Raw genomic sequence first — 24,228 nt, 5'->3', positions numbered from 1 at the left:
TTTTTCTATCAAAATAGTTTATTTTTGTCTCAAGTTTTTAAAGAGACATTTGATAATCTATAAACGCAGATTACATATGTTTGTTTCACTAAAGAGTGAAATCTGATTGCCGAAAGTTTGTACTTATTTTATGAATACAACAAATGGAAATATGGGCGTTGATTTGAAACGCTCTATTTCTATTCTCGGTGAAGATAAAAGAGTGAGCAAACAGATCAATAGCTAAGGGTGGGTAGATTTAACCAAACAGACATCCTTATCTCCTTTCGCCCACCCTAGCTATTGTTCTTATTTTACTTGGATTCCTTTTGTATTTCTCATGGTTTCCATCACGGCATGCGTATCTACTTGGGCCTTTTCTTGTATAAACTCCGGGAGGTTGTAAGTCCACAACAGGTCTTTATAATATTTTACGGGATTTTTTTGCGGCAGGAGGAATGGTTTATGGGCCGTACCTTTATCATCGATATAGGTAAAGAACGGGCGTGTGTATAATCCATCCAACCTGCGACTGCTAAATACCAGCCAACGATTGTTGTGGCTCCATGAATGGTAGCTTTCTCCTTCGGCGCTGTTCGCCTCGCTCAGCGGGTACGTCTTTCCGTCGGATAGGCGGATCATATATAATTCAGCGTCTTTATGCCAAACCCCGAAACCGCCATATTCCTGTAGGGTAAAAGCCAGATATTTACCATCCGGTGAGATTCTAGGGAAGGATACGCTTTTGTGGTTGGCCCGGCCATTGTATAAAGTATCTACTTGCTGGCCTAGAGTGCGGGTTTCCGGGTCAAAGTCGACACGGCATAGGCTGTAGGTCATTTGTCTGAAATTCTTAGAAATAGAATCTACGGCGGCGGTCGAACTGAAATAGAGGCTCTTCCCGTCGGGAGAGAACGCAGGGAATATTTGCCATGCGTCTTTGGAATTTAACGCTTCGCAAGAGAATACCTCGTTCTTCTTCACGTCGTAGATCACGATATCGGAGTTATGATCCAATACTTCCAGCGTATTGGGATTATTGATGAAGAAGTTTTGGTAGGTATCGCATACGGTGGCCGCCAGATAGTTACCATTCGGATGCCAATACATGTAGACAAAGTTTGAGACGGTCTCGGGAGTCTTTGTATTTAGCTTGGTGATTTTCTTTCCATCAATCAGTACGGAACCGGCGTGTTTGCCTCGCATATGGAAAATCATTTTATCTGGGTTCCCGGAGGAAAACGTGTGGCAGTTTACGCAGTTATAGTCGGTTAGGCTATTCTCATAAATCACGCTTTGGTCATAATTCTCCAAGTTTCGTTGATAGATACCCATCCTGTTCCACATATCATTGCTCAAGGCTAATAACCGATAGGCTATATATTTATCAATGGAATCATTTACGATGTCCATATGAAAAGGCGTATAGGCGTTCCATTCGCCCTGTATGCGTTTAGCGATGGTCAATTCTATTTGGTTTCCGGCATTCTCTTTCAATAAGGCTTTCCATCTCTTTTGTGGGATCTCAAAGAGCCCCTCATCGCTATAGACTTGGAGTTGAGTCTTTTCCCCTTTAATGATAAGGCAGTGCTCACTGCTATCGGCGATAGAGAAATTGAGCGGGGCGATGTTCACAGGGATGGTCACATCCTTGTAATCCGGATAAATGGCGATTTCCTTGTTTAGACTCTTGGCGATCTGTACGTCGCTTTTGGAGCATGAAACCATCAAGGCGATGAGAAAAAGGAAAAGATATCGGTTTGTATTTGTGTAAGTCTGTCTTTCCATATGTGTTTTATTTAGAGAGTATCAAATAGTACCAGAAAGTAGGTTGATAGTCGGCTATTCCAGTCGCTACATTTTGTCGGGCATGCCTTAGTCCCAATACACGTTGCTTGAATATCGAGAACTCGGACAGGATTTTATCGGTTACCCCATACTTGCGGCAATATTCCGGATCATGCTCCGCATAAGAGATCACGGCTTGTTGCAAGGGTTCGGGTAATGCGGGGAGTACTTCCGTCCCACTGAATCTTTCAACAAACGTTTTTATAGCGGGCAGGTCTTTCGATAATAATAACGTACCGATCGTATAATCCAATGCGGCTTTATTCAGGGGATTCTCTTCCAATATAATCATCAGGTTATCAAACAATCCGATTATATTGGCGAAAAGGTCTTTGTCGCTGGATAGGCTTTTTCTTTTTGTACCTAATTCCGGGTCACTCTCCACCGCTTGGTCATTATATAAGAACTTTCGTTGCGAGGAGGCCCATTCGTGATAGGCCCATGTCTTTTCCAATAAGGATATAAACTTCTCGGCCGCGGGATACTGTCCGTATATCAAATGGGATTTTATTAATAATTTAGTCATGACGGGACTGCCGTATGTAATTCCTACCGAGGTACCAAAAGCGAAATTGTATGCCAAGGACGTGATTCCTACATGGTAGTATATCTGGCTGAACAGGAAACTTTCCTCTATATGCGCTTGGTATTTTGAGACCAAAGATTGTATTCCGCTTTGCGGATATTTGAATAAATCAGTCTGCATGACACCCTTATGGGATAAGGCAAGGTTTAAGCAATTCAGGTGTAAATAGTTATTATAGTTCAGATCGGTGGACGAGATTATGGCGTCCCATTGCTCGGTATCTATGTAATGAAACATTTGCATCAACGTATAGAAATCTTTATTCCTCTGTTGAAGAGCCGTTTGCGTATAATACATACCGGATAAGGCAAGTAATGCTACGGCTACTAAAGCTTTTAAATAGGTTTTTATGTGATCTAAATAACGTGATAGGGAGAATAGAAGCATAACGAGTAACGCTACTTGCCAAGAGAAACCGTAGAATGGTTCCAGATCAATGAAATACTCTACGTAATCTTTCATCCAAAATACATAGTCATAATCGGGTTTACTGCCCCCTAGAACGCATAGAGAACCTACGATAAGCAGCAGGATCAAAGGGATGAAGCTTGCGTACCAGCGTTCGCTTTTTTGTAATATATCAAATAGTAAGATGCTAAGGGCGAATAATATAGCTACAGATCCCATCGTGTAAAACAATCCGGTCGCCAGCAAGCAACCGATTAAGGTACGGTACGTCCAATTAAATTTTCGTGTCCCGTAACTGTACAGGCTAAGAGCCAATGACCAAAATAACATGGCTATCAGCCCTTCATAATGATAGCTATCTTTCATTAGGTAAAGATATTGGAATAAGATGGGGAGAAAGGCCAAGGGCATAAGATATAATGCCGGATGTATCTTTCGTAAGGTCAGCCAGAATAACCAACCGGAGATTCCACCGATCAATGCCGTCGTTAGCGATCCGATAAGCGGGATCCTGAAAAACTGAATCAAGAATTGAGAGATAAAAGTCGCTAGCCCCCCTATCTGCTTAAGTATGCTGAATATATAGGTGGAATCGAATAGGAAAATCTGCTGCTGTTCCCGATAAAAAAAGAGAGGCTCTTGCATGGTCTGCAAATGAAACCATAAGACGCCAGTCAATAGAATGAATGGAAGCGGTGGTAATATCTTCTTATATAAAGTACTCATGTGATTTATTCTATTTACGATAAGTTACGTCAATTCCTTTATCCTCTTTGGCTAGCGTGCTAAGCGCCCGGATCTTGGAGGATACTTTTCCGGTAATAAACTCGGGTATATTATAAGATTTCATGAAACGGTGATAGTAGTCTGTGTCTTTCTGAGGCAAAAGGAAGGGCTTAGACGCATTTCCTTCTTCATCTATATAAGCAAAATAAGGACGTGTGTATAACCCGTCTATTCTTCGACTGCTGAAGACGATCCAGTGGCTGTTGCTACTCCATGAGTGATAGCTCTCCGTATCCGTGCTATTGGCGTTTTGCAAGGAATGGGAGATTCCGCTCGCTATATTCAGTAGATACAGATCTGCGTCTTTATGCCAGATCGAGAAGTTACCGTAGCCGGACAGCGTATATAACAAGAATTTCCCGTCTGGGGAAACACGGGGAAAAGAGGCGCTCTTCCCATCTCTTCCGGCATTGTATAAGGTATCTATACGAGAGCCGAAACTCCGGGTTACGGGATCGAACGCTATGGAGCAAAGGCTATATTTTACTTCTGAATATTCATGCGGCATGGAACGTGCCTCTGCCGAGCAGAAGTAAAGAGTCTTGCCATCGGGAGAGAATGTCGGGAAAGTCTCAAACGCTTTTGCTGTCCGAATGGAAGGCGTACTGATAATCTCATGCTTTTCCGTATCGTATACAACTACGTCGGATTGGCTGTCGAAGACCTCCACCCGGTTTTTGTCGTTGGCATGAAAGCTTTGGCTGGTCTGATTGACAGAGAAGGCTACGTATTTCCCCGATGGATGCCAAGAGGGATAGACCAAAGGCGAGAGCGTCTGATCGGTCTTCGTATTTAATTTCTCGATCTTGTCTCCGTCGATCAGATAAGTGCCCGAATACTTATCCCTCATGTGGAACAGCATTTTATCGGGGTTTTGCATACAAAAAGAATGGCAATTCATACAGTTTTGACCGCTGTATTTGTTTTCCATGATAGGGCTTTGCTTATAATCTTCCAGATTCCGTTGGTAAATACCCATTTGATTCCAAAGCTCGTATCCGGGTTCGATCAAGCGATAAGCCAGATATGAATCCATGGGTTCCGGAGCGACGAATAGTGAGAATTCCGGATAGGCGAGCCATTCTTTGTCTTTTGCGTAGAGCTTTACTTGTATCGCTTTTCTTGTTGCCCTTTTCAGCAATTTTCTCCAATCGGATGCGGGAAGATAGAATTGTCCCCCTTTTTCCTTGACTTGTATCTTTTCTTCTCCGAATTTGAGTACGGCGAAAGCTTCCGTATGCGGATTTTGTATCTTGAAATTTAAGGGTGCGATATTATAAGGGATCGTCACATCCGCATAATCGGGAAATAATACGGGTTTCTCCGAGGTCTCTTTGCTAACCGGGATGGTGTCCGAGCAGGATATTCCCAGTAGGATAAGGCATAAACCGATGATATATCGAATATTTCTTTTCATGGCTGTTGATCATTTTAACGTATAATAAGACCAATAAGTGTTTCCAAACGAGTTTTTTATAAGTTGAGGAAGCTGTGGGTTATTCCGATTCTGTACGACTAAGTTCCGATAACCGGCGAATTTGCGGATGACATTTTCTGATACGTTAAAACGCTTCCAGTAATCCACGTCTTTCTCAGCCAATAGGATAACGGCCTCTTGAAAGCTCACGGGAAGAGAGGGGAGTACCGGGGTTCCATAATACTTCTCTATCAACGTTTGGAAGGACTTCATGTCTTTAGAAAGCAGATAGATAGCCCCGGTGAATTGGATCGGGAGCTGATTCCCCGGGTCTTGTTCGGCACGGATAAGTAGATCATGCTCCAGTCCGTTGATACCGGATAGGTTACTTTCTTTCGGGAGAGTTTTTCGTTTAGGGCCTAATACCGGATCTGCTTCAACCGCTTTATCGTTATACAAGAACACTCTATGTTGCTTAGCCCAATTATGATAAGCATATGTTTTTTCTAAGATACTGATATATTTCTCGGCGATAGGATACGTTCCGTAAATCAAGTTTGTTTGAACAAGCCGTTGCAGGTTCCGGGGATTACCGGCGCCAATTACGGTGACATATCCTTCAAAAGCCATCTCCTGTGATAATGCGATTTCCCCTAACGTAAAATAAGCGTCGCTTAACAGGGTAGAGACCGTAAAGGTCTTGTTCCAAGAGGCGAGTAGCCCTTGAGGACCGTGTTGATCAAAAGCGAACATCCGGTCTGCTAACTCCCCTTTTTCCGCAAGTGCCCTATTTAAGTAAGTTAAATACAAATAGTTTTTGATCGGCCCGTGACAACGCCGGATGATCTCGTCCCATTGTCCGGTACGGGCATAATAATCCAAGACCTTTAGTGGATAGGCTTTCTGGTCGTTATACCGTGGAATGGCTATCCAGCAAAGGGATAGGATTAGGATGGATTGAACGGTAAGCTCTATCCCTGTTTTTTTCTTTGATTTGTTTTTGCCTTTAGGATATACGAATGCCCCGATTAGGCAAAGCGGTAAACTGCCCCATGCGAAATAGATGAGATTGGGAGCCGCCAGAATCGGGTGGTAAAAAGCGTCCGGTAAGAACGCGAAGCGATAGCTGGTGATGGTAGTTGACCAGACACTCCCGATCCCGATAAACAGGTATTCAATTAAAACCGCTAAAAAATAGATTCCATGTTTGGAACGGCTTACTGATTCCTTTAGAACCACACAGAATGAGAATAGCCCGGCGACCGGTCCTCCCATCCAAAAAAGTAGTGGGGTGATTATCAATGCGGCGGATAGCCGGTAGTGGAGATCTTTTATACGCATCCATGCGTTTAGGCTAAGCAAACAAAATAGGAATGCGATAGTGCCTTGTAATAAATAATTGAAGTCGTATTGAATCAATAATAAAGATAGAACCGGAAGTAAGTAAAGCAGGAAGAGTTCTTTATCCGGATTGATTTGCCGGATGATCGCTCTCATTGTCAATCCGATAGACGTAAGTATAGCTGCGATAATAAAAGGCCCTGCATAAGGGGTAATAAAGAATTGTGTCAAGAATTCCCCGATAATCAAAGATAAACCTCCCGGATTGCTGATTTTGTCCGTAAGGTAGTCTCCGGAAAACTGGAATAGTTGAAGCTGCTCGATATAGAAGAAATGAAACTTGCTGGTTATTTGCAAGAAACCCCCTAATAGGACAAATAGGATCAAACCGAGGAGTATTTGTTTATATCTCATGGCTAGAATGCTCGTTTCATTATGATTTAAAGTCAAACAAAGATACGATTTTTATCGGAAATACCAATCGGTACGAATGAAGTTAATTTACTTTGGAGAATTAAAGAAAACAGGCCGGACATATCACATGCCCGGCTGTTCATTTTTAATGTTAACCCACTTGTTTATTTCCAATTCTCATTTTGAACCAAAAGACCATCCATCTTTTGGATTTCATTTAAAGGAATTGGCAATATACACCATTTTGCGTTGTAAACACTGTTTGCGTATTTCAACAAAAACTTCTTTTCGTAAGCGGAGTAACTGTTTAACTCATTTGCGATGATACCCCAACGAGCTAAGTCATACCAGCGATGTCCTTCCAAGGCCATCTCTATCTTACGTTCCCAGCGTAGAGCCTGTGTCGCAGACTCCTTGGTCGCGAATTGAGAATCGGGATATAACCCAATACGATAGTTTCCGGCAGCATTAGGCTGTGTTTTGCCGTTCACTTTATCTTCAAAGACGTAAGAAGAGGTTGTTTCAGCCATCCCATTGTTGGGATCAGCAGCCTTGACGTATCCGTTGGCGGCACGGGCACGAACTTGGTTAATGTACTTACCAGCTTCTTTCGGATTTCCGGTCTCGATCAATGCCTCCGCATACCACAATAATACGTCTGCGTAGCGTATCAAATGGAAGTTTTTGGCAGAAGAGTTGGTTACTGTTACGATAGATAAACTACCTTTATCGGCTTTACGCGGGATATTTTTCTTGTTCAAATACAAACCTCCGTTGCTATAATCGCGTACCCAGCCGTCAAGTGAGGATGGCACGGTCCAATCCCAGAACGGCGTGTTGAAACGTCCGGTCGATACATCGATACGTGGATCGGTGTAAACTGTTAAGTCTGTGTGAGGAATGTTGTTGGCATCCAATGTAGTTAATGCTGGTACATTCTTGTAGCTACCATCCATTTTGGGCAGACCATTCGCATCTACGATATGGGAATTGACCAAATCGTTAGAGGGTTGGTAGAAGCCCCAACCACCGGTACCTAATGCGCCGTTGAAACCAATGTGCCATGGGCCGTTGATACTGGAGATTTCCTCTACCGTACCTGTGATAGCCATTTGGATATCGAATACGGATTCTCCTGTCCAATCAGACTCTCCCGCATAGTAAAGTTCCTCATAGGTATCTGCTAATTTGAATTTTGTACCGTTGTTGTCTTTGCCGTTGGCGATGACATCCTCTAAAAGGCTTTTCACCTCCGTCCAACGATTTTGTGTACCGTTCTTTCCATCATATGGGGAAGATTGATACATTTTGACCTTCGCAAGTAATGCGGCAGCGGCCCACTTGTTGATGCGCCCTTTGTCAGTGCTCCATTTGTCGGGCAGGTTGTCGTATGCGAACTGCAAATCCTCGATGATCTTATCCCAAATATAGATATAGTTACCACTTTCGTCTACATTGGATATTTGTGGGTTTACATTTTCTTGCATAGCTTGATCGTCTACATATGGCACGGCGGCTCCAAAGAGTTTCACTACCTCGAAGTGCCAAAAAGCACGGAAGAAACGTGCTTGCGCAATGGTCTCCGTATAATTGTCTTTGGCTTCGCCGTTGATGGCAGACATTTCTTCTTTCGCCATATCAGCCAGTTTGATCACGTTATTTGCGGAGAAAACACCGTTATAGGATTTTTTCCATTTGACGTTGAGATAGCCATTATCTGTGGTGAAGGTGTAGGTCTCCAAGCTGGTGAAGTCTGGTTGGTCTTGGAACGTAGAACCCTTATTGGCGCTACCACCCATGACATCGCCATAAACATAGTTGCTCAACGTTGCCTCGAAATAAGAATTGTCGTGCATCTTGGCGTACATACCTGTCACCAATTGCTCTAATCCTTTAGCGGAGACAAAATCTTGCTCACTTACTGAACCGGCGGGTTTGACCTCAAGAAAGTCCGAGCAAGACGTATTACCTAAGGTAAGAACTGCCGCAATTGCGGAATATATAAATATTTTTTTCATTATCGTCTTTTCTTAATTGTTAATAATTAGATTCTCAGTCCTAGTTTTAGAAAGTAACGTTTACGCCTACAATGAATTGCCGTGGCATACCGTAAGAGCCGTAGTCTGTTCCCATATTACGGTCTTTAGAATTACCGGAACCGTCGTCTGTGCGAACTTGTGGATCCAAACCAGAGTAGCCTGTCAATGTGAATACGTTAGAAATCTGCCCGTAGATACGGATCTTATCCATTTTGATCTTATCCATCCATTGTTTCGGCAGGGTGTAACCCAACGTTAAAGTCTGCATACGTAAGAATGAACCATCCTCGATGTAACCAGAGTTAGACTCGTTGGCTGCGATTGTGCTCTCGCCGGTAGCTGTCGCCCACATGGGATAGATTCCGTTTGGGTTGGTCTCAGGGTTCCAAGAGTTGTCACGACGATCCCTTGAATAAGCGGATTGTAAAGAACCGTAGTGTGTATAATATTTATACATAGCGAAGATATCATTACCTACGGAGAAGTACAGATAGGTACTTAGGTCGAAGTTTCTCCAGCCCAAACTTAGGTTGACACCTCCGGTCAAATCCGGATGTGGGTTACCGATGAAGGTACGGTCAGAAGCATCAATCTTACCATCGTTGTTAACATCTTTAACCTTGAATTGGCCCACATATTGAGCGGCATTTAATGAACCTGCGTCTGCTGTTCCATAAGGTATTACTGCGTTACCAGCGTCATTTTTGTAATTACGAACATCATTTTCACTCTGGTAAATACCGTCTAATTGATAACCGTGGAACATACCTACCGCATAACCTTTCATCATCACGTTCATGTTGGATATACGAGTTCCCTCGAAGATACCTGCTTCAGTACCGATCTCTGTTAGTTTATTTTTGTAATGAGAAAGATTCACTCCTACAGAGTAGTCGAATTCACCTACCTTGTCGCGCCATGTCATGTTTAGGTCGACACCCTTGTTTTCCATGTCACCAATGTTGACTTTTGGCTTGTCTGCGTTACCAGCCAAAGCAGACCAGTTAGCGTCGATCAACATGTCGGATGTTTTTTTCAAATACCAATCGAAGTTGATACTTAGGCGTTGATCGAAGACTGTCGCATCGAAACCAACGTTCAACATCTTGGACGTTTCCCATTTTGCGTTGATATCTCCTAGATCCGTTACGCCGTAACCGGTTGCCACATCTGTGTCACTACCAGTGATACTGTAAAGATAAGTGTTACCTGTGCCATATTGGAAAGCCCAGTTGTAGGCATCAATATTGGAATTACCGGTCGTACCGTAACCTGCACGCAATTTGAAGTCATCCAACCAAGAGCGAGTCTTTTCCATGAAGTTCTCATCCGACATACGCCAACCTAAAGAAAGTGAAGGAAATGTACCCCAGCGATTCTTGGGAGAGAATTTAGAAGAGGCATCCCTACGAACGGTTAAGGTTGCCAAATATTTACCTTGGTAAGAATAGTCCGCACGAGCGAACATACCGAACATGGTGCTGACAGAGCGTACTTCTCCGCTATTACGTAAGTTTGCAGCGGAGCCGTTGTTGATCTGCCAAGTATTAGGGTCATTCTCGAAATCATAGTCTATGCGACCTGCTTGGATCCAACGGCCTAAACCTTCCCGGATGGCTTCTGTACCGATTACTATGCCGATTTGATGATCGTCATTAATTGTTTTATTGTAAGTGGCTGTATTTGTCCATTGATACCCTAGCCAATATCCAGCGTTCTCGTAGAATTCGTTGTTGTTACGCCCTTCCTTATTAGTCATGATGGTGCGCTTGTTCATCCAATAGTCCCAAGAACCGTTTAGGCGAGCACTGAACTGTGTACGGATTTTTAACTCCGGTATGGGGATTAATTCTGCGTAAATAGCCGATTGAGCACGCAAGAAACGGCGACGATTATCCTTACCATGATTAACAGCCATTACTGCACTCTCGGCACGTCCTCCCTCATTGTTTACGGAACCGGCATAGTCACCGCCTACGGTATAAATAGGTACCCACGGCTGGATAGAGAAGGTCTTTCCAAAGGTGTTATCATCACCTTGGCGACCACGCTCTCCTGAGTTCTCGATTACAGCGATATTAGTATTCTGACCAATGTTGAACCACTTATTTACGAAAAAGTTGGTGTTCGCACGCAGAGAATAACGGCGGAACCACGATTCCTTGATCGTACCTTCACGGTTCATATACCCCAAGCCAACTGAGTAGGTGGCTTTTTGTCCGCCACCGGTGATAGAAACCTCATGGTTCTGCACCTTGCCGGTCTGTACCACCTCGTCATACCAATTAGTACCTTTGCGGGCTTCTTCCTCTGAATAACCATCCTCTAACATTTGGTAATAAGCGGAGCGAGACCATGTGTTTGTACCATTGTCCTTGTAAGATTTCACCCAAGCATCGATTGAGCCAAACTCTTGGATAACTTGATCTTTGCTATAACCTGCGGGTTTCAACGCATACGGCATTGTCAAATGGCCTGAACCATCTGCGCCAATTGAACCGAATTGTGCGTGTGTTGTGGTTAAACCGCGGTATTTCAGTAGATTACGTTGGCCTTCCTCTTGGAATTCCATAGCTTCCCATGCATTTAGCAAATCGTAACCGTCGTTTGCCATTTTAGCCACACCAAAATAACCATTGTAAGAAACTTTTACACGGTCATCTCTCTTTCCTTGTTTTGTTGTGATGATGATTACACCATTCGCTCCTTTCGCTCCATAAATAGCCGAAGCAGCGGCATCTTTCAAGATCTGCATAGACTCGATGTCGTTCGGGTTTACAGCATCTATGTCTACGCCGGATACTCCGTCTACAATAATAAGTGGGTCTGATCCATTTACGGAGCCTACACCACGGATACGAATTGTAGTCTCGCCTAGCGGTCCACCGCCAGCTTGTACGAATACACCGGCAGCTTTGCCCTGTAAGGCTTCCGAGAAGTTTGAGACCGGTGTCTCTTTCAGAGCGTCAGTAGCGACGACTGCCACAGAACCAGTGATATCCTTTTTTGCCTGTGTACTATAGCCAGTTACTACGACTTCATCCAATGCTTGGGAATCTTCAACTAACGTGATTTTGATAGAAGTTTGGCTAGGCTTGAGTACTACTTCTTGACTTACGTATCCAATATAGGATACCACTAAAACTGCGTTTGAGGGCACATTGTCAATGATAGCACGTCCATCCATATCGGAAATATTTCCGATCGTAGTCCCTTTTACGACTACGTTAGCTCCAACGATAGGACCGGATTTGTCTACGATAAGACAGTTGAGCTGTCTTCCATCTTGCTGCAAACTCGTAAATCCCGTACTCGGTGTAGGATACAGATGATCTGTTTCTGTTGCGAAGGCCGTTCCGGCTCCGTACAGAAGAAAAGAAGCTCCTAAGACTAATGGCTTCCATGATACAACATTTCTCATACAAATTTAGAATTTAAGGTATAATAAAATAAAAAACACAAACTTTTAACAAAATGAATTCACTACTCTGCCATACCTCTAGGGTATGTTACATCTGTTTACATTTCAAAATAGGCAAACATCACTCTCTTCTTCTCAACTTCGTTTGTGTAGCTTCTTCATTATCATGTCTTTAATGATAAAAGCCGCTTCTTGCTTTCTTTCATAATACTAAAAAAACGACTAGTCTAAACGATCGTTTAAATCTTGCGTTTTTGAAAAGAGGAAATGATGATTTGAAAAAGAAAAGCTTTTTTTAGATCGATGAAGGGTTATCTCCCCCATTAGCAATAAGATAAAATAAAAAAAAATCAACAAAAAGTTGCACGTGTCGAAAAAAAAACAGACCTTTACAAACGACTAATAGAAACGATCGTTTAGACTAGTCGTTTATGAAAAAACATTTAGACCATAAGTATTCAGAAATTTACTGAAATCTAGAATGTTGTTGTATATGGAAAGATCATTTTGCTGTTAGATTGTGTTTTTTATTGATTTATACCTTAAAATCTAATGTTGTATGAATAATGTAGTATTATGGAAACAGGTGTTTCTAGGAGCCTCTTTATTCTTATGTGGCGCAAGTCCAGTCATGGCCACTGAAGTAGGCGATTTAACACCAGACGTAAGGGGCAATGCCCTGCAACAAGATGGACGTAGAGTCACTTGCACTATTTCAGACAAAGCAGGACCAATTGTTGGAGCGAATGTCCTTGTTAAAGGGACAACTATCGGAAATATTTCCGATATGGACGGACGTGTCATACTTGATGGTGTGCCGGATAATGCCATATTGGTGGTATCTTACATTGGCTATGTAACTCAAGAGATCTCTCTGAAGAATAGCCAGAACAATATCAAAGTAAAATTAACGGAAGACACACAAGCCTTGGATGAGGTCGTTGTTGTCGGTTATGGTACCCAAGCGAAGAAAGATATTACGGGATCTGTCGCTGTCGTATCTACGGAAGAGTTGAAGGAGACTCCGGTAGCGACATTCTCAGAGGCTTTGCAAGGAAAGGCTTCCGGTGTGTATATCTCGAACTCGGGTGGACCTAGTGGTGAGACGACTATCCGTATCCGTGGTGTCGGCTCGTTGAATGGTTCAGACCCATTGATTGTTGTGGACGGTGTCTCGAATGTGGATATCGACGCGGTCAATCCGAATGATATCGAGTCTTTGCAAGTTTTGAAAGATGCTTCCGCTACTGCGATTTACGGTGCGCAAGGAGCGAATGGTGTAATCATTATCACGACAAAGCAAGGAACTAAAAGCGGCCGGGTACGAGTATCTTATGATGGTTACTTTGGTGTGGCGAAGATGGCGAATAGTGGTTATGATTTGTTGAATGGATGGGAGGCGATGGAATGGCAAGCACAAGGTATGAGAAACGTGCGGGATTATCGCGGACAAACACCCACCGCTCATCCTCAATTCGGATCGTTGAACGATAAAGATGAATTGACGATGCCTTATGCGATTAAGCCGGCCGGTTTATCAAAAGATCAAGTAATCTCGCAGTTTGGTAGTATCGATGCGTGGGTGGCTTCCTATAAACCGGATGGTAGTAATTCGTGGTCACGTTCCGCTTATTATCAGATGTTGGAAGATGGATATTCGGAAGCGGAGGCCCAGAAAGGAACGAATTGGTATGATATGGTGACTCGTACGGGTAAAGTACAGGATCATCAGATCTCTTTATTAGGAGGTGGAGAAAAAGGAACTTACTCGGCTTCTTTAGGCTATACTAATCGGGAAGGAACGATTATCTCTTCTTTCTTTAAACGTTATTCACTGCGTGCCAACTCTACCTATAATGCGAATAAATATTTCACGATAGGCCAGAATTCCAATATCGCCGTAATGGAGATGGGCGGTGAGCGAGGGCGTCAAGGCGATGCGAGCGTATTCGCCCAAACATATACGATCCAGCCATGGGTACCTGTTTATAATGTAGGTGGCGATTATGCGGGATCACAGGCCTCGGAAGGTGGACGTGCGAATACGGCTTATCAGACAGCCATGAATCAACAGGATGATTGGACTCGTTTCATGCGATTGCAAAGTGCGGCTTTCGCCGAGTTGAAACCGATCAAAGGCCTGAGTCTTCGTACGCAGTTCAGCGTTCGTTTGATGGGTATGTGGAGCCAAGCGTTGAGTGAGAAGACGATCGCTACCAATAAAGAGGGGCAATCTCAAAATTATCTGGAGGAAAACGCGAATTGGAGGTTGGATTATCAGTGGACCAATACGGCGACTTATAAGACGAAATTCAATGAAGATCATGACGTGACATTTATGATCGGTACGGAAGCTATGAAATTTGGTGTGGGACGAAGCATGAAAGCCATTCGCTATGATTATATCTTCGAGAATAATCCCAATACATGGATATTAAACAATGGTTCTTCCGACAATATGAAGAATGAAGGAAAAATGTTTGATAAAAGTACGATGTTCGGCTTGTTCTTCCGTGGCGATTATTCCTATAAAGGTAAATACTTGGCAACTGTAACGGTTCGCCGGGATGCTTCTTCCCGGTTTGGCGAGGATAACCGCTGGGGTACATTCCCTTCTCTTTCTTTAGGCTGGCGTATGTCGGATGAGGTCTTTATGGAAAAGACACGTACGTGGTTGGATGATCTAAAGGTGCGTGCGGGTTATGGAACGACCGGTAACTCTAATATCGGAGCCTATAATTATGCGTTTCAATATGCGACCGGAAATGATTATTTATATGGAATCACAGGTGCGGATTCAGGGGCGTCTCCGGGCTATGCGATCTCAAATCTGGGTGATGTGAATGCTAAGTGGGAAACAACCAAGATGTTGAACGTCGGTTTAGACGTAACGGCGTTGAATAATCGTTTGACCGGAAGTATAGATTATTATATTAAGAAGACTTCAGATTTGTTGGTGAACGCTAACTGGTCCGCTTTGGCCGGTAACGCTACTAAGCCAAAGATCAATATTGGCGATATGCAGAATAAAGGTCTTGATTTCAGTGTGGGCTGGAGAGATAAAGTCGGTGATTTTAGTTACTCGGTAAACGCCAATATCTCAACCTATAAGAATAAGGTTACCCAATTAGGTTCTTCGGATCTATTTACGAATACGCGTTTGAGTAAGGTAAACATCACCACGGTAGGGCAACCGGTAGCGATGTTCTACGGTTATCAAGTGGACGGAATCTATACGAGTGAACAAGATGTGCTGAACTATAAGACCGCGGATGGAAAAACGATTTTACCGTATGCCGTGGCGGACGAGGCCAGCTTGAATCCTCAATCATGGGTAGGTCGTTATAAGATTCGTGACGTGAACGGAGATGGAAAGATTGGGGCGGAAGACCGTACGATTATCGGTAATCCGCATCCGGACTTCACGGGAGGTGTGAACCTTAGTGTTGGTTGGAAAGGTTTTGATTTGAGTACATTCCTTTATTTCTCTGTAGGTAACGACTTGTATAAACATTATCAGTATTATACGCATTTCGGGGCATTACAAAGTAACTTCTCTAAAGATCGCTTGGAAAACTCTTGGGATCCCGTTACAAACCCGGATGGTATCTATCCATTATGGGCTGGTACATCTAATGAAGGTACGGAGGCGGCTAATGAATCCAATTCTACTTATATAGAAGACGGTTCATACTTGCGTATGCAGACATTGACGCTCGGTTATACGTTGCCAAAGAGTATCTTGAATAAGATCAAATTTGAGAAGATTCGTGTTTACGGTCAGGTTTCCAATGTGTTTACATTAACAGGCTATTCTGGTTTGGATCCGGAGGTTCGTAGCAATAATGAAGATAGCAGTAACGATATGATGAAAGGTATCGACTACGGTTCTTATGGTATGCCACGCCAGTTCATTTTAGGCGTGAATATTTCTTTCTAAAAGGAATTTCGATAAGGATATTGATAACGATTAAAAAAAACAGTATGAAAAGACTATTTATATATTCAATGTTAGTGGCGTCTTCATTAGGAGCGATGACCTCTTGCTCAGACTTCTTGGATGTAAAGCCGGTGGGTGCGGTCAGTGAAGATGAGTTGTTGAATCAGGAAGGCGTAAATTATGCGATTACAGGAATGTATTCGTCAATGCATACACAGGAGTATTTTGCGGCTCCTTTGACAAATTATGCCTATGGCGATGTACTGGGTGGAAGTGCGAATAAAGGGTCTACGTTTACGGACCAGTCTGACTTTACGAACTTGGAAACGTATGCGATCACTACGGACAACGGATATTTGAATACCAAATGGAAAGTGGTTTATGAAGGTGTCTATCGTGCGAACAACGTGATTAATATGATCGATAAGATCAAGGACGAGCTTTCTTCCGTAAAAGGCGTATCAAAGGATTTTTATACCGAAGCGATCGCCCAAGCCCGATTCTTTCGCGGATTCTGGCATTTTGAGGGAATGAAACTATTTGGTGCCGCTATTCCTTACGTGGGAAGCGAGGAGTTCGCTAGCGATGTAAACCCAAAAGTTTCCAATGTGGATGAGTCTGGCAATTATATTTACATATGGGATAAGGTAGCTGAGGATTTACAGTTCGCTTATGATAACCTGCCGGATATTTGGGCGAGCGATAAAGGGCGTGTCAATAAATGGGCCGCCGCCGCTTTCTTGGCAAAATTGAGGCTGTATCAGTCTTCACCCTATAACGGTACGAATGGTACTTCCGATCATTGGGCGGATGCCAAGGCTTTATTGGAGGCTATTATCGCGAATGGGCAGGATAATAATGGCACGAAATTCAAACTAGCGGATACTTATGAGGATTTGTTTACGGCAGGTAGTGCCGATTGGAGCGGTGAGTCCGTGTTCGATATACAGCGGACTATCTCTGGTTCTCAGGTAATCACGAACTCTATCGAAGGTTCATGGCATACGGCTCCTCCGGGAGGTATGGGTACATCAGGATGGGGTTTCTATCAACCTTCCTATGAGTTGGTAAACTCACATATCGTAGACGAGAGTGGTTTGCCGTATCTGGATAAATCATATCAAGATAAACCGGCGTTGACTACCTTGACAGATAATATTCCACATACGGATTTAGAGGTTTTTACCGATCCTCGTCTGGATATCAGTACCGGTCGTTTTGATGTCCCTTATTGGGACTGGACGATTCCTTCTATCTTGGATGGGTGGGTACGTGATATCGCGAATGGTGGTCCTTATATGAATAAGAAGCGGCAACCGAAAAAAGCGGATAAAGGCGGTACGAGCGTATCTACGGAGACGAGCTCTACAGCCAAGAATTACCATTTGATCCGTTATGCGGATGTTTTACTTTGGTATGCCGAAGTCTTGATTCACGACGGAAATTATAAGGAGGCCGGGAAGTATATAAATGAGGTACGTGCCCGTGCGGCAAACTCGTATGTGAAGGGCGTTGATGCTGCCACGATGTTGCCCACTTCTACATCTTATGTCTTGGATGATAAAGTGAATGGGAAGTTGGATTCGAACGCTGCGGCTAATTATCGTGTAGGTTTGTATCCGGATTCGCAATTCAACAGCAAGGATGGTGCTTTAGCCGCTTTACGTTTCGAGCGTAAATTAGAGTTGGCGATGGAAGGTCATCGCTGGTACGACTTAGCTCGTTGGGGAATAGCGTACGATGAGATAAGTAATTATATCACTTACGAGAAGAAACATCTCGGAAAGTTTGCCAACTGCGTTTATAACGCTAAATGGGTAACTCTTCCGATCCCGAATGATCAAATCGTGACCATGGAAGGCGTTTTAGTCCAGAATGAGAATTGGAAATAAATCGTAGGTTAATAATCTGTATCGGTCAGGCATGTGATATGTCTGACCGTTTTGTATATTTGCGGCATGAAGTCAACAACCCGGAGGGTTTCGGTGTTTTTTAATAAACAAATAAAGAGAATAGGATGAGACTGGTGTATATTTATCATAGCGGGTTTGTTGTAGAGGCGGAAGGCTTCTCCATCTTGATCGATTATTTCAAAGATACGAATCCGGACCCGGCGAAGGGGTTTGTGCGTGGGGAGCTATTAAAACGTCCGGGGACGTTGTACGTATTGGCATCACATTTCCATCCGGATCATTTTAATCCGGACGTGTTGAAATGGAAAGAGGAGAAAGACGATATCAAATATATTTTCTCCAAGGATATCTTGAAACGCCGCCGGGCAAAAGCCGAGGACGCTTTTTATATGAAGAAGGGAGATGTGTACCAAGATGAGCATTTAACGATTAGGGCGTTCGGATCGACCGATGTCGGTATCTCTTTTTTGATCGAGACGCAAGGTAAACTGATTTTTCATGCCGGAGACTTGAATAATTGGCATTGGAAAGATGAGTCTACTCCACAGGAAGTTGCGGAGGCGGAAGGGAATTACCTGAAAGAACTGGATATAATAGCGAAATATACGCAGGCGATGGATGTTGTCATGTTTCCGGTAGATCCCCGCTTAGGGACCGATTTTATGCGAGGTGCCCAACAATTCATCGACCGGATAAGGACCGGTATCTTTGTGCCGATGCATTTCTGGGAACGTCCGGCGGAGGTCATGGCTTTTGCCCCGTATGCCGAATCGAAAGGTTGCCGGTATGTTGTCCTTTCTGTACCGGGTGAGGGTACCGATATATAATATATTATTAATGTATAGGTTTTAGAAAACATATAAATTTATTTAGGTATGGAAGTTAAAGGCAGATTTGACCATTTCAATATTAACGTATTGGATTTGGAGAAAAGTATCGCTTTTTATAACAAAGCGTTGGGGTTGAAAGAGCATCATCGAAAGGTCGCGGAAGACGGTTCTTTTATATTGGTTTATTTAACGGATGAGCAAACCGGTTTCTTGATGGAGCTGACTTGGCTGCGTGACCGGAAAGAACCTTATGAGCTAGGCGACAATGAGAGCCATCTTTGTTTCCGGGTAGCCGGCGATTATGAGGAGGTACGTAAATACCACAAGGAAATGGGAGCGGTTTGCTTCGAGAATACCAAGATGGGATTGTATTTTATTAATGATCCGGATGACTATTGGATCGAGATATTACCGTTGCGATAATTCTCCATTATTATATAACAATGTTGCTTAACATAAGTTTTCGAAAAAAGAAGATAAAATGACAGGAATCTGTAAAATTTTCTTCAAATCGTATTGCAACTTGTGTTAAACCTCTTATATTTGCTACCCAGAAAGAGGAAAATCATTATTAATCCTAAATATAAAATCATGGAGAAGCCTTATGTAGTAGGTATCGATATAGGTGGTACCAACACTGTTTTTGGTGTAGTTGACGCAAGAGGAACAATCTTGTATAGTGGATCAATTAAGACTGGTAAATATGCAGACGTTAATGACTATGTAGCGGAACTTGCTAAAGGTCTGAAGTCTGTTATTGATCAGGCTGGTGGTCCGGATAAGATTAAAGGTGTGGGTGTAGGTGCTCCGAACGGAAACTTTTTCAACGGATGTATCGAATTCGCTCCGAACTTGCCTTGGAAAGGTAAGATTCCTTTGGCTCAATTGATCAGCGAACAGATCGATGGTATTCCTGTTGCTTTAACAAACGACGCCAACGCTGCCGCTATCGGTGAGATGACTTATGGAGCCGCTCGCGGTATGAAAGATTTTATCGTGATCACTTTGGGTACTGGCGTGGGTAGCGGTATCGTAATCGGTGGTAACTTGGTATACGGACATGACGGTTTTGCCGGCGAGTTGGGCCACGTTATCATGCGTCGTAACAATGGTCGTCAGTGCGGTTGCGGTCGTCAAGGATGTCTGGAGGCTTATGCTTCAGCTACCGGTGTGGCTCGTACGGCTCGTGAATATCTGGAAATCCGTAAGGACGAGAGTGTTCTTCGCGACTTGGATCCGGATGAAATCACTTCAAAAGACGTATACGACGCAGCTATGAAGAATGATAAGATCGCTCTTGAGATTTTCGAGGCTACCGGCTCTATGTTGGGAGAGGCTTTCGCTGATTTCGTAGCATTCTCTAGCCCGGAGGCTATCATTTTGTTTGGCGGTCTTACGAAAGCTGGCGATTTGATCATGAACCCGATTAAACGTTCGATGGAGAAAAATATGTTGAAAGTTTACGCAGGTAAGACTAAATTATTATTCTCTCAATTGAAAGAGAGCGACGCTGCCGTATTAGGAGCAAGTGCTTTGGGTTGGGAAGTAAGAGACCAAAGTGCTGGTTTGGAAGTCTAAATCCGGTTTTGCGTATAACGAAAAGACATTTGCGAAATAAGGCAAGCCGCATCTATATTTAGGTGCGGCTTGTTGTTTTTAATTGAATTATAAATCATAAAGTATGAGACATCCGTTGTATCAATTTCAGTTTTGCCCGGTTTGCGGGGCAAAAGCTTTCGTGGAACATAACGAGAAAGCGAAAAAATGTATGGCGTGCGGTTTTGTTTATTATTTCAACCCGTCATCGGCTGTCGCTTGTTTCATAAAGAACGCTAAGGGGGAGTTGTTACTGGTTCGCCGAGGAAAAGAGCCGGCTAAAGGTACATTGGATTTGCCCGGTGGCTTCGTCGATATGTTTGAGTCGGGGGAGGAGGCCGCTCGCCGGGAAGTAAGGGAGGAGACGGGGTTGCATATCCAGAATTGCCGTTATTTGTTTTCCTTGCCTAATTTATATATGTATTCCGGCTTTGAGGTGCATACGCTGGATATGTTTTATGAGTGCTTGGTAGATGATTTCAATAACGTGCATGCGGAAGATGATGCCGCCGAGATCGTGATCCTTCGCCCGGAGGATGTGAATCCGGAAGACTTCGGTTTAGACTCTATCCGAAAGGCGGTACCGATCTATCTTGGTAAATATTGATAGAACTTGCCTTCTGTTTGGCGCATATTACTTATATTTGCGAATTAGAACGAATAGGCACTGAAGTAAGTGCTTGTATTAAAAAGCAAATGAGTGATGAAAAGAATACTTATTCCGCTGTGTCTGGTAGTAGGCAGCCACATGGCAAGCGGGCAGAGATCGTATCAATTTGATGCGCCGAACCGTTTGTTTGTCGAAGGCAAGGAGTTGTTTAGTTTGAAGAATTATTCAGGTTGCATCGATAAGCTGGAGGCGTATAAACAGCATTCCACGGATGCCGACTTGATTCAAGAAGCCGATTATATGTTGGTCTACTCCGCTTATGAGCAAGGCCGTCCCAATGCCGTTGAGTTATTGAAAGATTATCTGGATGTGTACCCGGCTTCCCGTCATGCGGACGAGGTGAACTTCTTGATCGGTTCCGCCCATTTCGGACAGGGAGAGTATCAGAAAGCTATCTTTTGGTTTAACGAATCGAACATTGATATGCTAAGTCCGGAACAACAGGAGGCTTATTGTTTCCGTCTGGCTTATTCCTTGTTGCAAATCGGGGATATGGAGAAGGCCCGTGGTTATTTCGCACGGATCGAGCAGATTGGAACGAAGTACCGGGAAGCGTCTACCTATTATGTCGCTTATATCGATTACGCAACCGGTAAATACAACAATGCCTTGGTGGAATTTACCCGCTTGAAGGACTTGCCTGATTATAAAGAGCGATCCTTGTACTATATCACGCAAATTTATTTTATCCAGAATAAATACGAGAAAGTGATCAGCGAAGGTAAGGAATTGCTAGCCTCTTATCCGGATAGCGAGAACAATAGCGAGGTTTACCGTATCATGGGTAACGCCTACTATCATCTGGGAAATGAGGATCAGGCGATTAATATGCTGAGTAAATATGTATCCTCGACGGATAGCCCGTTGAGGGGCGATTTATATATCTTGGGCGTATGTTATTACAATAAGGGTAATTACAGTAGCGCCGTGAACGCTTTGGGGCGGACCGTACGTGAGAACGATGCCCTTTCGCAGAACGCTTATCTGTATCTGGGGCAAAGTTATCTGAAATTAAAAGATAAGAATAACGCCCGTATGGCCTTCGAGGCTGCCGAGACTTCTTCTTTCGATAAGCAAGTGAAAGAGGCGGCTATGTATAATTACGCTTTATTGATCCACGAGACCGCTTTCACGGGCTTTGGCGAGTCGGTGACAATCTTCGAGGATTTCTTGAATGATTTTCCGAATTCCAAATATGCCGATAAGGTAAACGATTATCTGGTGGAGGTTTATTTGACTACCAAGAACTATCAAGCGGCTCTGAACTCTATCGATAAGATCAAGCATCCGAGTACGAAGATCTTGGAGGCGAAACAAGATATCTTATTCCAGTTGGGAACGCAGGCGTTCACGAATATGGAATTGGATAAGGCGGTCGATCTTTTCAGCCGTGCGATCTCACTGGGCGCTTATAATCTGGAATCTCGTAACGACGCTTATTTCTGGCGTGGGGAATCTTATTATCGCCAAGGTGAGTATAATAAGGCGATTTCCGATTATCGTACCTATTTGAATAATACCCGCCAACGTAATACGGATATGTATGCCTTGGCACATTATAACTTAGGTTACAGCTACTTCAAATTGAAAGAGTATGGCGAGGCGTTGAACCGTTTCCGTCAATACGTGAATCTGGAAAGCAATCAGCAGACTCCGGCTTATGCGGACGCTTATAATCGTATCGGCGATTGTTTATTCCACAACCGTCAGTTCGCTATGGCGGAAGAGAATTATACCCGTGCGGCGCAATTGCAACCGTCCGCCGGAGATTATTCGGTGTATCAGAAGGGTTTCTTGCTTGGGTTACAGAAAGATTATAAGGGAAAGATCAGCGTAATGGATCGTTTGATCCGTGATTTCCCGGAATCACAATATGTGGATGATGCCTTGTTCGAGAAAGGACGTTCTTACGTGTTATTGGATAACAATCAAGCGGCTGCGGCAAGCTTTGAGCAATTGATGCGTGATTTCCCGCAAAGTAGTCTGGCTCGTAAGGCCGGCGTACAGCTTGGTTTGATTTACTTCAACGACAATCAGCCGGAGAAAGCGGCCGAGGCTTATAAGAGCGTGATTAGCAATTATCCGGGTAGCGAGGAGGCGAAAGTGGCCTTGCAAGACTTGAAGTCCGTATATATCGAGTTGAACGATATCAATTCGTTTGCCGCCTATGCGAATTCATTAGGTGGAAATGTTCGTTTCGAGGTGAGTGAGCAAGACTCCTTGACCTATTTGGCGGCCGAGAAGTTATTTATGCGAGGCGATAATGAGGGCGCTCGTCGTAGCTTGACGAATTATTTGCAAACCTTCCCGCAGGGAGCGTTTAGCTCGAACGCTAATTTCTATTTGGCAAGTATCGCTTTTGCCAAGAAAGAACAGGAGGAGGCGAAACGTCTGTTCTCGTTAGTATTGGAGAGCGGTGATACGAAATTCAGGGAAGAGTCTTGGGCTCGTAAGGCTGAGATCGAGTATTTGGATAAGGATTACGCCGCCGCTATGGAAAGTTTCAAACATCTACAGGCGGTAGCGGAGAATCCGGAGAATAAGGAGGCCGCTAAATTGGGCTTGATGCGTTGCGCCGAATTGACCGGTCAGCCGCAAGAGGCTTTGCTTGCCGCCAACGATTTGCTGAAGGAACCGAAGCTATCTCCCGAGATTATGTCCGAGGCCCGTTATGTCCGTGCGAAGGCTTATATCAGCTTGAAGCAGGAGAACAAGGCGTTGGCCGACTTGAAAGAGATCAGCAAGGATACCCGTACGATACACGGGGCGGAGGCTAAATATTTATTGGCTCAATTGTATTATGATAATAAGGATGATAAGAATGCCGAGACTGTCTTGATGAACTTTATCGAGAACGGTACGCCTCACCAATATTGGTTGGCACGGGGCTTTATCTTGTTGGCTGATATTTATATCCGCCAAGGTGATGATTTCCAAGCTCGTCAATATCTGACTAGTTTGCAAAACAACTACAAGGGTGATGATGAGATCGCCGCGATGATCGAAGACAGATTGGGTAAACTAAAGAAATAAAAGAAAG

The 24,228-nt window shown here is 43.7% G+C and carries 13 protein-coding genes; 7 read left to right on the top strand and 6 right to left on the bottom strand.

Translation table 11 applies throughout. From position 1 onward, the window contains the following. Positions 1-288: 288 nt before the first annotated feature. The 6 genes from DWX33_RS10900 to DWX33_RS10875 form a co-directional block, all read right to left on the bottom strand. A complete protein-coding gene (locus tag DWX33_RS10900; RefSeq protein ID WP_005859301.1) occupies positions 289-1,767 on the bottom strand; it encodes a PD40 domain-containing protein in 1,479 nt (492 codons plus the stop codon). 7 nt (positions 1,768-1,774) lie between these two features. Next, the gene (locus tag DWX33_RS10895) at positions 1,775-3,547 is read right to left on the bottom strand and encodes a DUF6057 family protein (RefSeq protein ID WP_122380393.1); all 1,773 of its coding nucleotides are present in this window, start codon (positions 3,545-3,547) and stop codon (positions 1,775-1,777) included. 10 nt (positions 3,548-3,557) lie between these two features. Further along, on the bottom strand, positions 3,558-5,024 hold the full coding sequence (locus tag DWX33_RS10890; protein WP_122380392.1) for a PD40 domain-containing protein: 1,467 nt from the start codon (positions 5,022-5,024) through the stop codon (positions 3,558-3,560). Between the two features lie 9 nt (positions 5,025-5,033). After that, the gene (locus DWX33_RS10885) at positions 5,034-6,779 is read right to left on the bottom strand and encodes a DUF6057 family protein (protein ID WP_122380391.1); all 1,746 of its coding nucleotides are present in this window, start codon (positions 6,777-6,779) and stop codon (positions 5,034-5,036) included. Positions 6,780-6,943: 164 nt separating this feature from the next. Continuing rightward, a complete protein-coding gene (locus tag DWX33_RS10880; RefSeq protein ID WP_122380390.1) occupies positions 6,944-8,797 on the bottom strand; it encodes a RagB/SusD family nutrient uptake outer membrane protein in 1,854 nt (617 codons plus the stop codon). Between the two features lie 46 nt (positions 8,798-8,843). After that, positions 8,844-12,239: a TonB-dependent receptor gene (locus tag DWX33_RS10875; RefSeq protein WP_122380389.1), complete on the bottom strand. Its 3,396-nt coding sequence runs from the start codon at positions 12,237-12,239 to the stop codon at positions 8,844-8,846. 559 nt (positions 12,240-12,798) lie between these two features. Here DWX33_RS10875 and DWX33_RS10870 point away from each other — a divergent pair. The 7 genes from DWX33_RS10870 to DWX33_RS10840 all read left to right on the top strand — a co-directional run bounded on the left by DWX33_RS10870 (position 12,799) and on the right by DWX33_RS10840 (position 24,221). Then, positions 12,799-16,179, top strand: a complete 3,381-nt coding sequence (locus DWX33_RS10870) for a TonB-dependent receptor (protein WP_122380388.1) — start codon at positions 12,799-12,801, stop codon at positions 16,177-16,179. Positions 16,180-16,223: 44 nt separating this feature from the next. Next, positions 16,224-18,071, top strand: coding sequence for a RagB/SusD family nutrient uptake outer membrane protein (locus DWX33_RS10865; RefSeq protein ID WP_122380387.1), 1,848 nt, complete (start codon positions 16,224-16,226; stop codon positions 18,069-18,071). Between the two features lie 125 nt (positions 18,072-18,196). Beyond that, on the top strand, positions 18,197-18,919 hold the full coding sequence (locus tag DWX33_RS10860) for an MBL fold metallo-hydrolase (protein ID WP_122380386.1): 723 nt from the start codon (positions 18,197-18,199) through the stop codon (positions 18,917-18,919). A gap of 48 nt (positions 18,920-18,967) precedes the next feature. Next, a complete protein-coding gene (locus tag DWX33_RS10855; protein ID WP_005867648.1) occupies positions 18,968-19,345 on the top strand; it encodes a VOC family protein in 378 nt (125 codons plus the stop codon). A 168-nt stretch (positions 19,346-19,513) separates the two neighbouring features. Next, complete coding sequence (locus tag DWX33_RS10850) at positions 19,514-20,500, top strand: ROK family protein (RefSeq protein ID WP_005867650.1); 987 nt, start codon at positions 19,514-19,516, stop codon at positions 20,498-20,500. A gap of 103 nt (positions 20,501-20,603) precedes the next feature. Further along, positions 20,604-21,125: an NUDIX domain-containing protein gene (locus DWX33_RS10845; protein WP_005867651.1), complete on the top strand. Its 522-nt coding sequence runs from the start codon at positions 20,604-20,606 to the stop codon at positions 21,123-21,125. A 96-nt stretch (positions 21,126-21,221) separates the two neighbouring features. Then, entirely contained in the window at positions 21,222-24,221 is a 3,000-nt protein-coding gene (locus tag DWX33_RS10840) for a tetratricopeptide repeat protein (protein ID WP_122380385.1), read from the top strand. Positions 24,222-24,228: the final 7 nt, after the last annotated feature.

The sequence above is a fragment of the Parabacteroides sp. AF19-14 genome, from assembly GCF_003635485.1.
In the GTDB taxonomy this organism is placed as follows: domain Bacteria; phylum Bacteroidota; class Bacteroidia; order Bacteroidales; family Tannerellaceae; genus Parabacteroides; species Parabacteroides distasonis.
The sequence above is the reverse complement of the archived record's forward strand: the minus strand, read 5'-3'. Positions and strand labels throughout refer to the sequence as shown.

What these genes read in the sequence shown, in the direction of transcription:
- DWX33_RS10900 (WP_005859301.1), bottom strand. Translation starts at nt 1,767, where the DNA reads ATGGAAAGACAGACTTACACAAATACAAACCGATATCTTTTCCTTTTT.
- DWX33_RS10895 (WP_122380393.1), bottom strand. Translation starts at nt 3,547, where the DNA reads ATGAGTACTTTATATAAGAAGATATTACCACCGCTTCCATTCATTCTA.
- DWX33_RS10890 (WP_122380392.1), bottom strand. Translation starts at nt 5,024, where the DNA reads ATGAAAAGAAATATTCGATATATCATCGGTTTATGCCTTATCCTACTG.
- DWX33_RS10885 (WP_122380391.1), bottom strand. Translation starts at nt 6,779, where the DNA reads ATGAGATATAAACAAATACTCCTCGGTTTGATCCTATTTGTCCTATTA.
- DWX33_RS10880 (WP_122380390.1), bottom strand. Translation starts at nt 8,797, where the DNA reads ATGAAAAAAATATTTATATATTCCGCAATTGCGGCAGTTCTTACCTTA.
- DWX33_RS10875 (WP_122380389.1), bottom strand. Translation starts at nt 12,239, where the DNA reads ATGAGAAATGTTGTATCATGGAAGCCATTAGTCTTAGGAGCTTCTTTT.
- DWX33_RS10870 (WP_122380388.1), top strand. Translation starts at nt 12,799, where the DNA reads ATGAATAATGTAGTATTATGGAAACAGGTGTTTCTAGGAGCCTCTTTA.
- DWX33_RS10865 (WP_122380387.1), top strand. Translation starts at nt 16,224, where the DNA reads ATGAAAAGACTATTTATATATTCAATGTTAGTGGCGTCTTCATTAGGA.
- DWX33_RS10860 (WP_122380386.1), top strand. Translation starts at nt 18,197, where the DNA reads ATGAGACTGGTGTATATTTATCATAGCGGGTTTGTTGTAGAGGCGGAA.
- DWX33_RS10855 (WP_005867648.1), top strand. Translation starts at nt 18,968, where the DNA reads ATGGAAGTTAAAGGCAGATTTGACCATTTCAATATTAACGTATTGGAT.
- DWX33_RS10850 (WP_005867650.1), top strand. Translation starts at nt 19,514, where the DNA reads ATGGAGAAGCCTTATGTAGTAGGTATCGATATAGGTGGTACCAACACT.
- DWX33_RS10845 (WP_005867651.1), top strand. Translation starts at nt 20,604, where the DNA reads ATGAGACATCCGTTGTATCAATTTCAGTTTTGCCCGGTTTGCGGGGCA.
- DWX33_RS10840 (WP_122380385.1), top strand. Translation starts at nt 21,222, where the DNA reads ATGAAAAGAATACTTATTCCGCTGTGTCTGGTAGTAGGCAGCCACATG.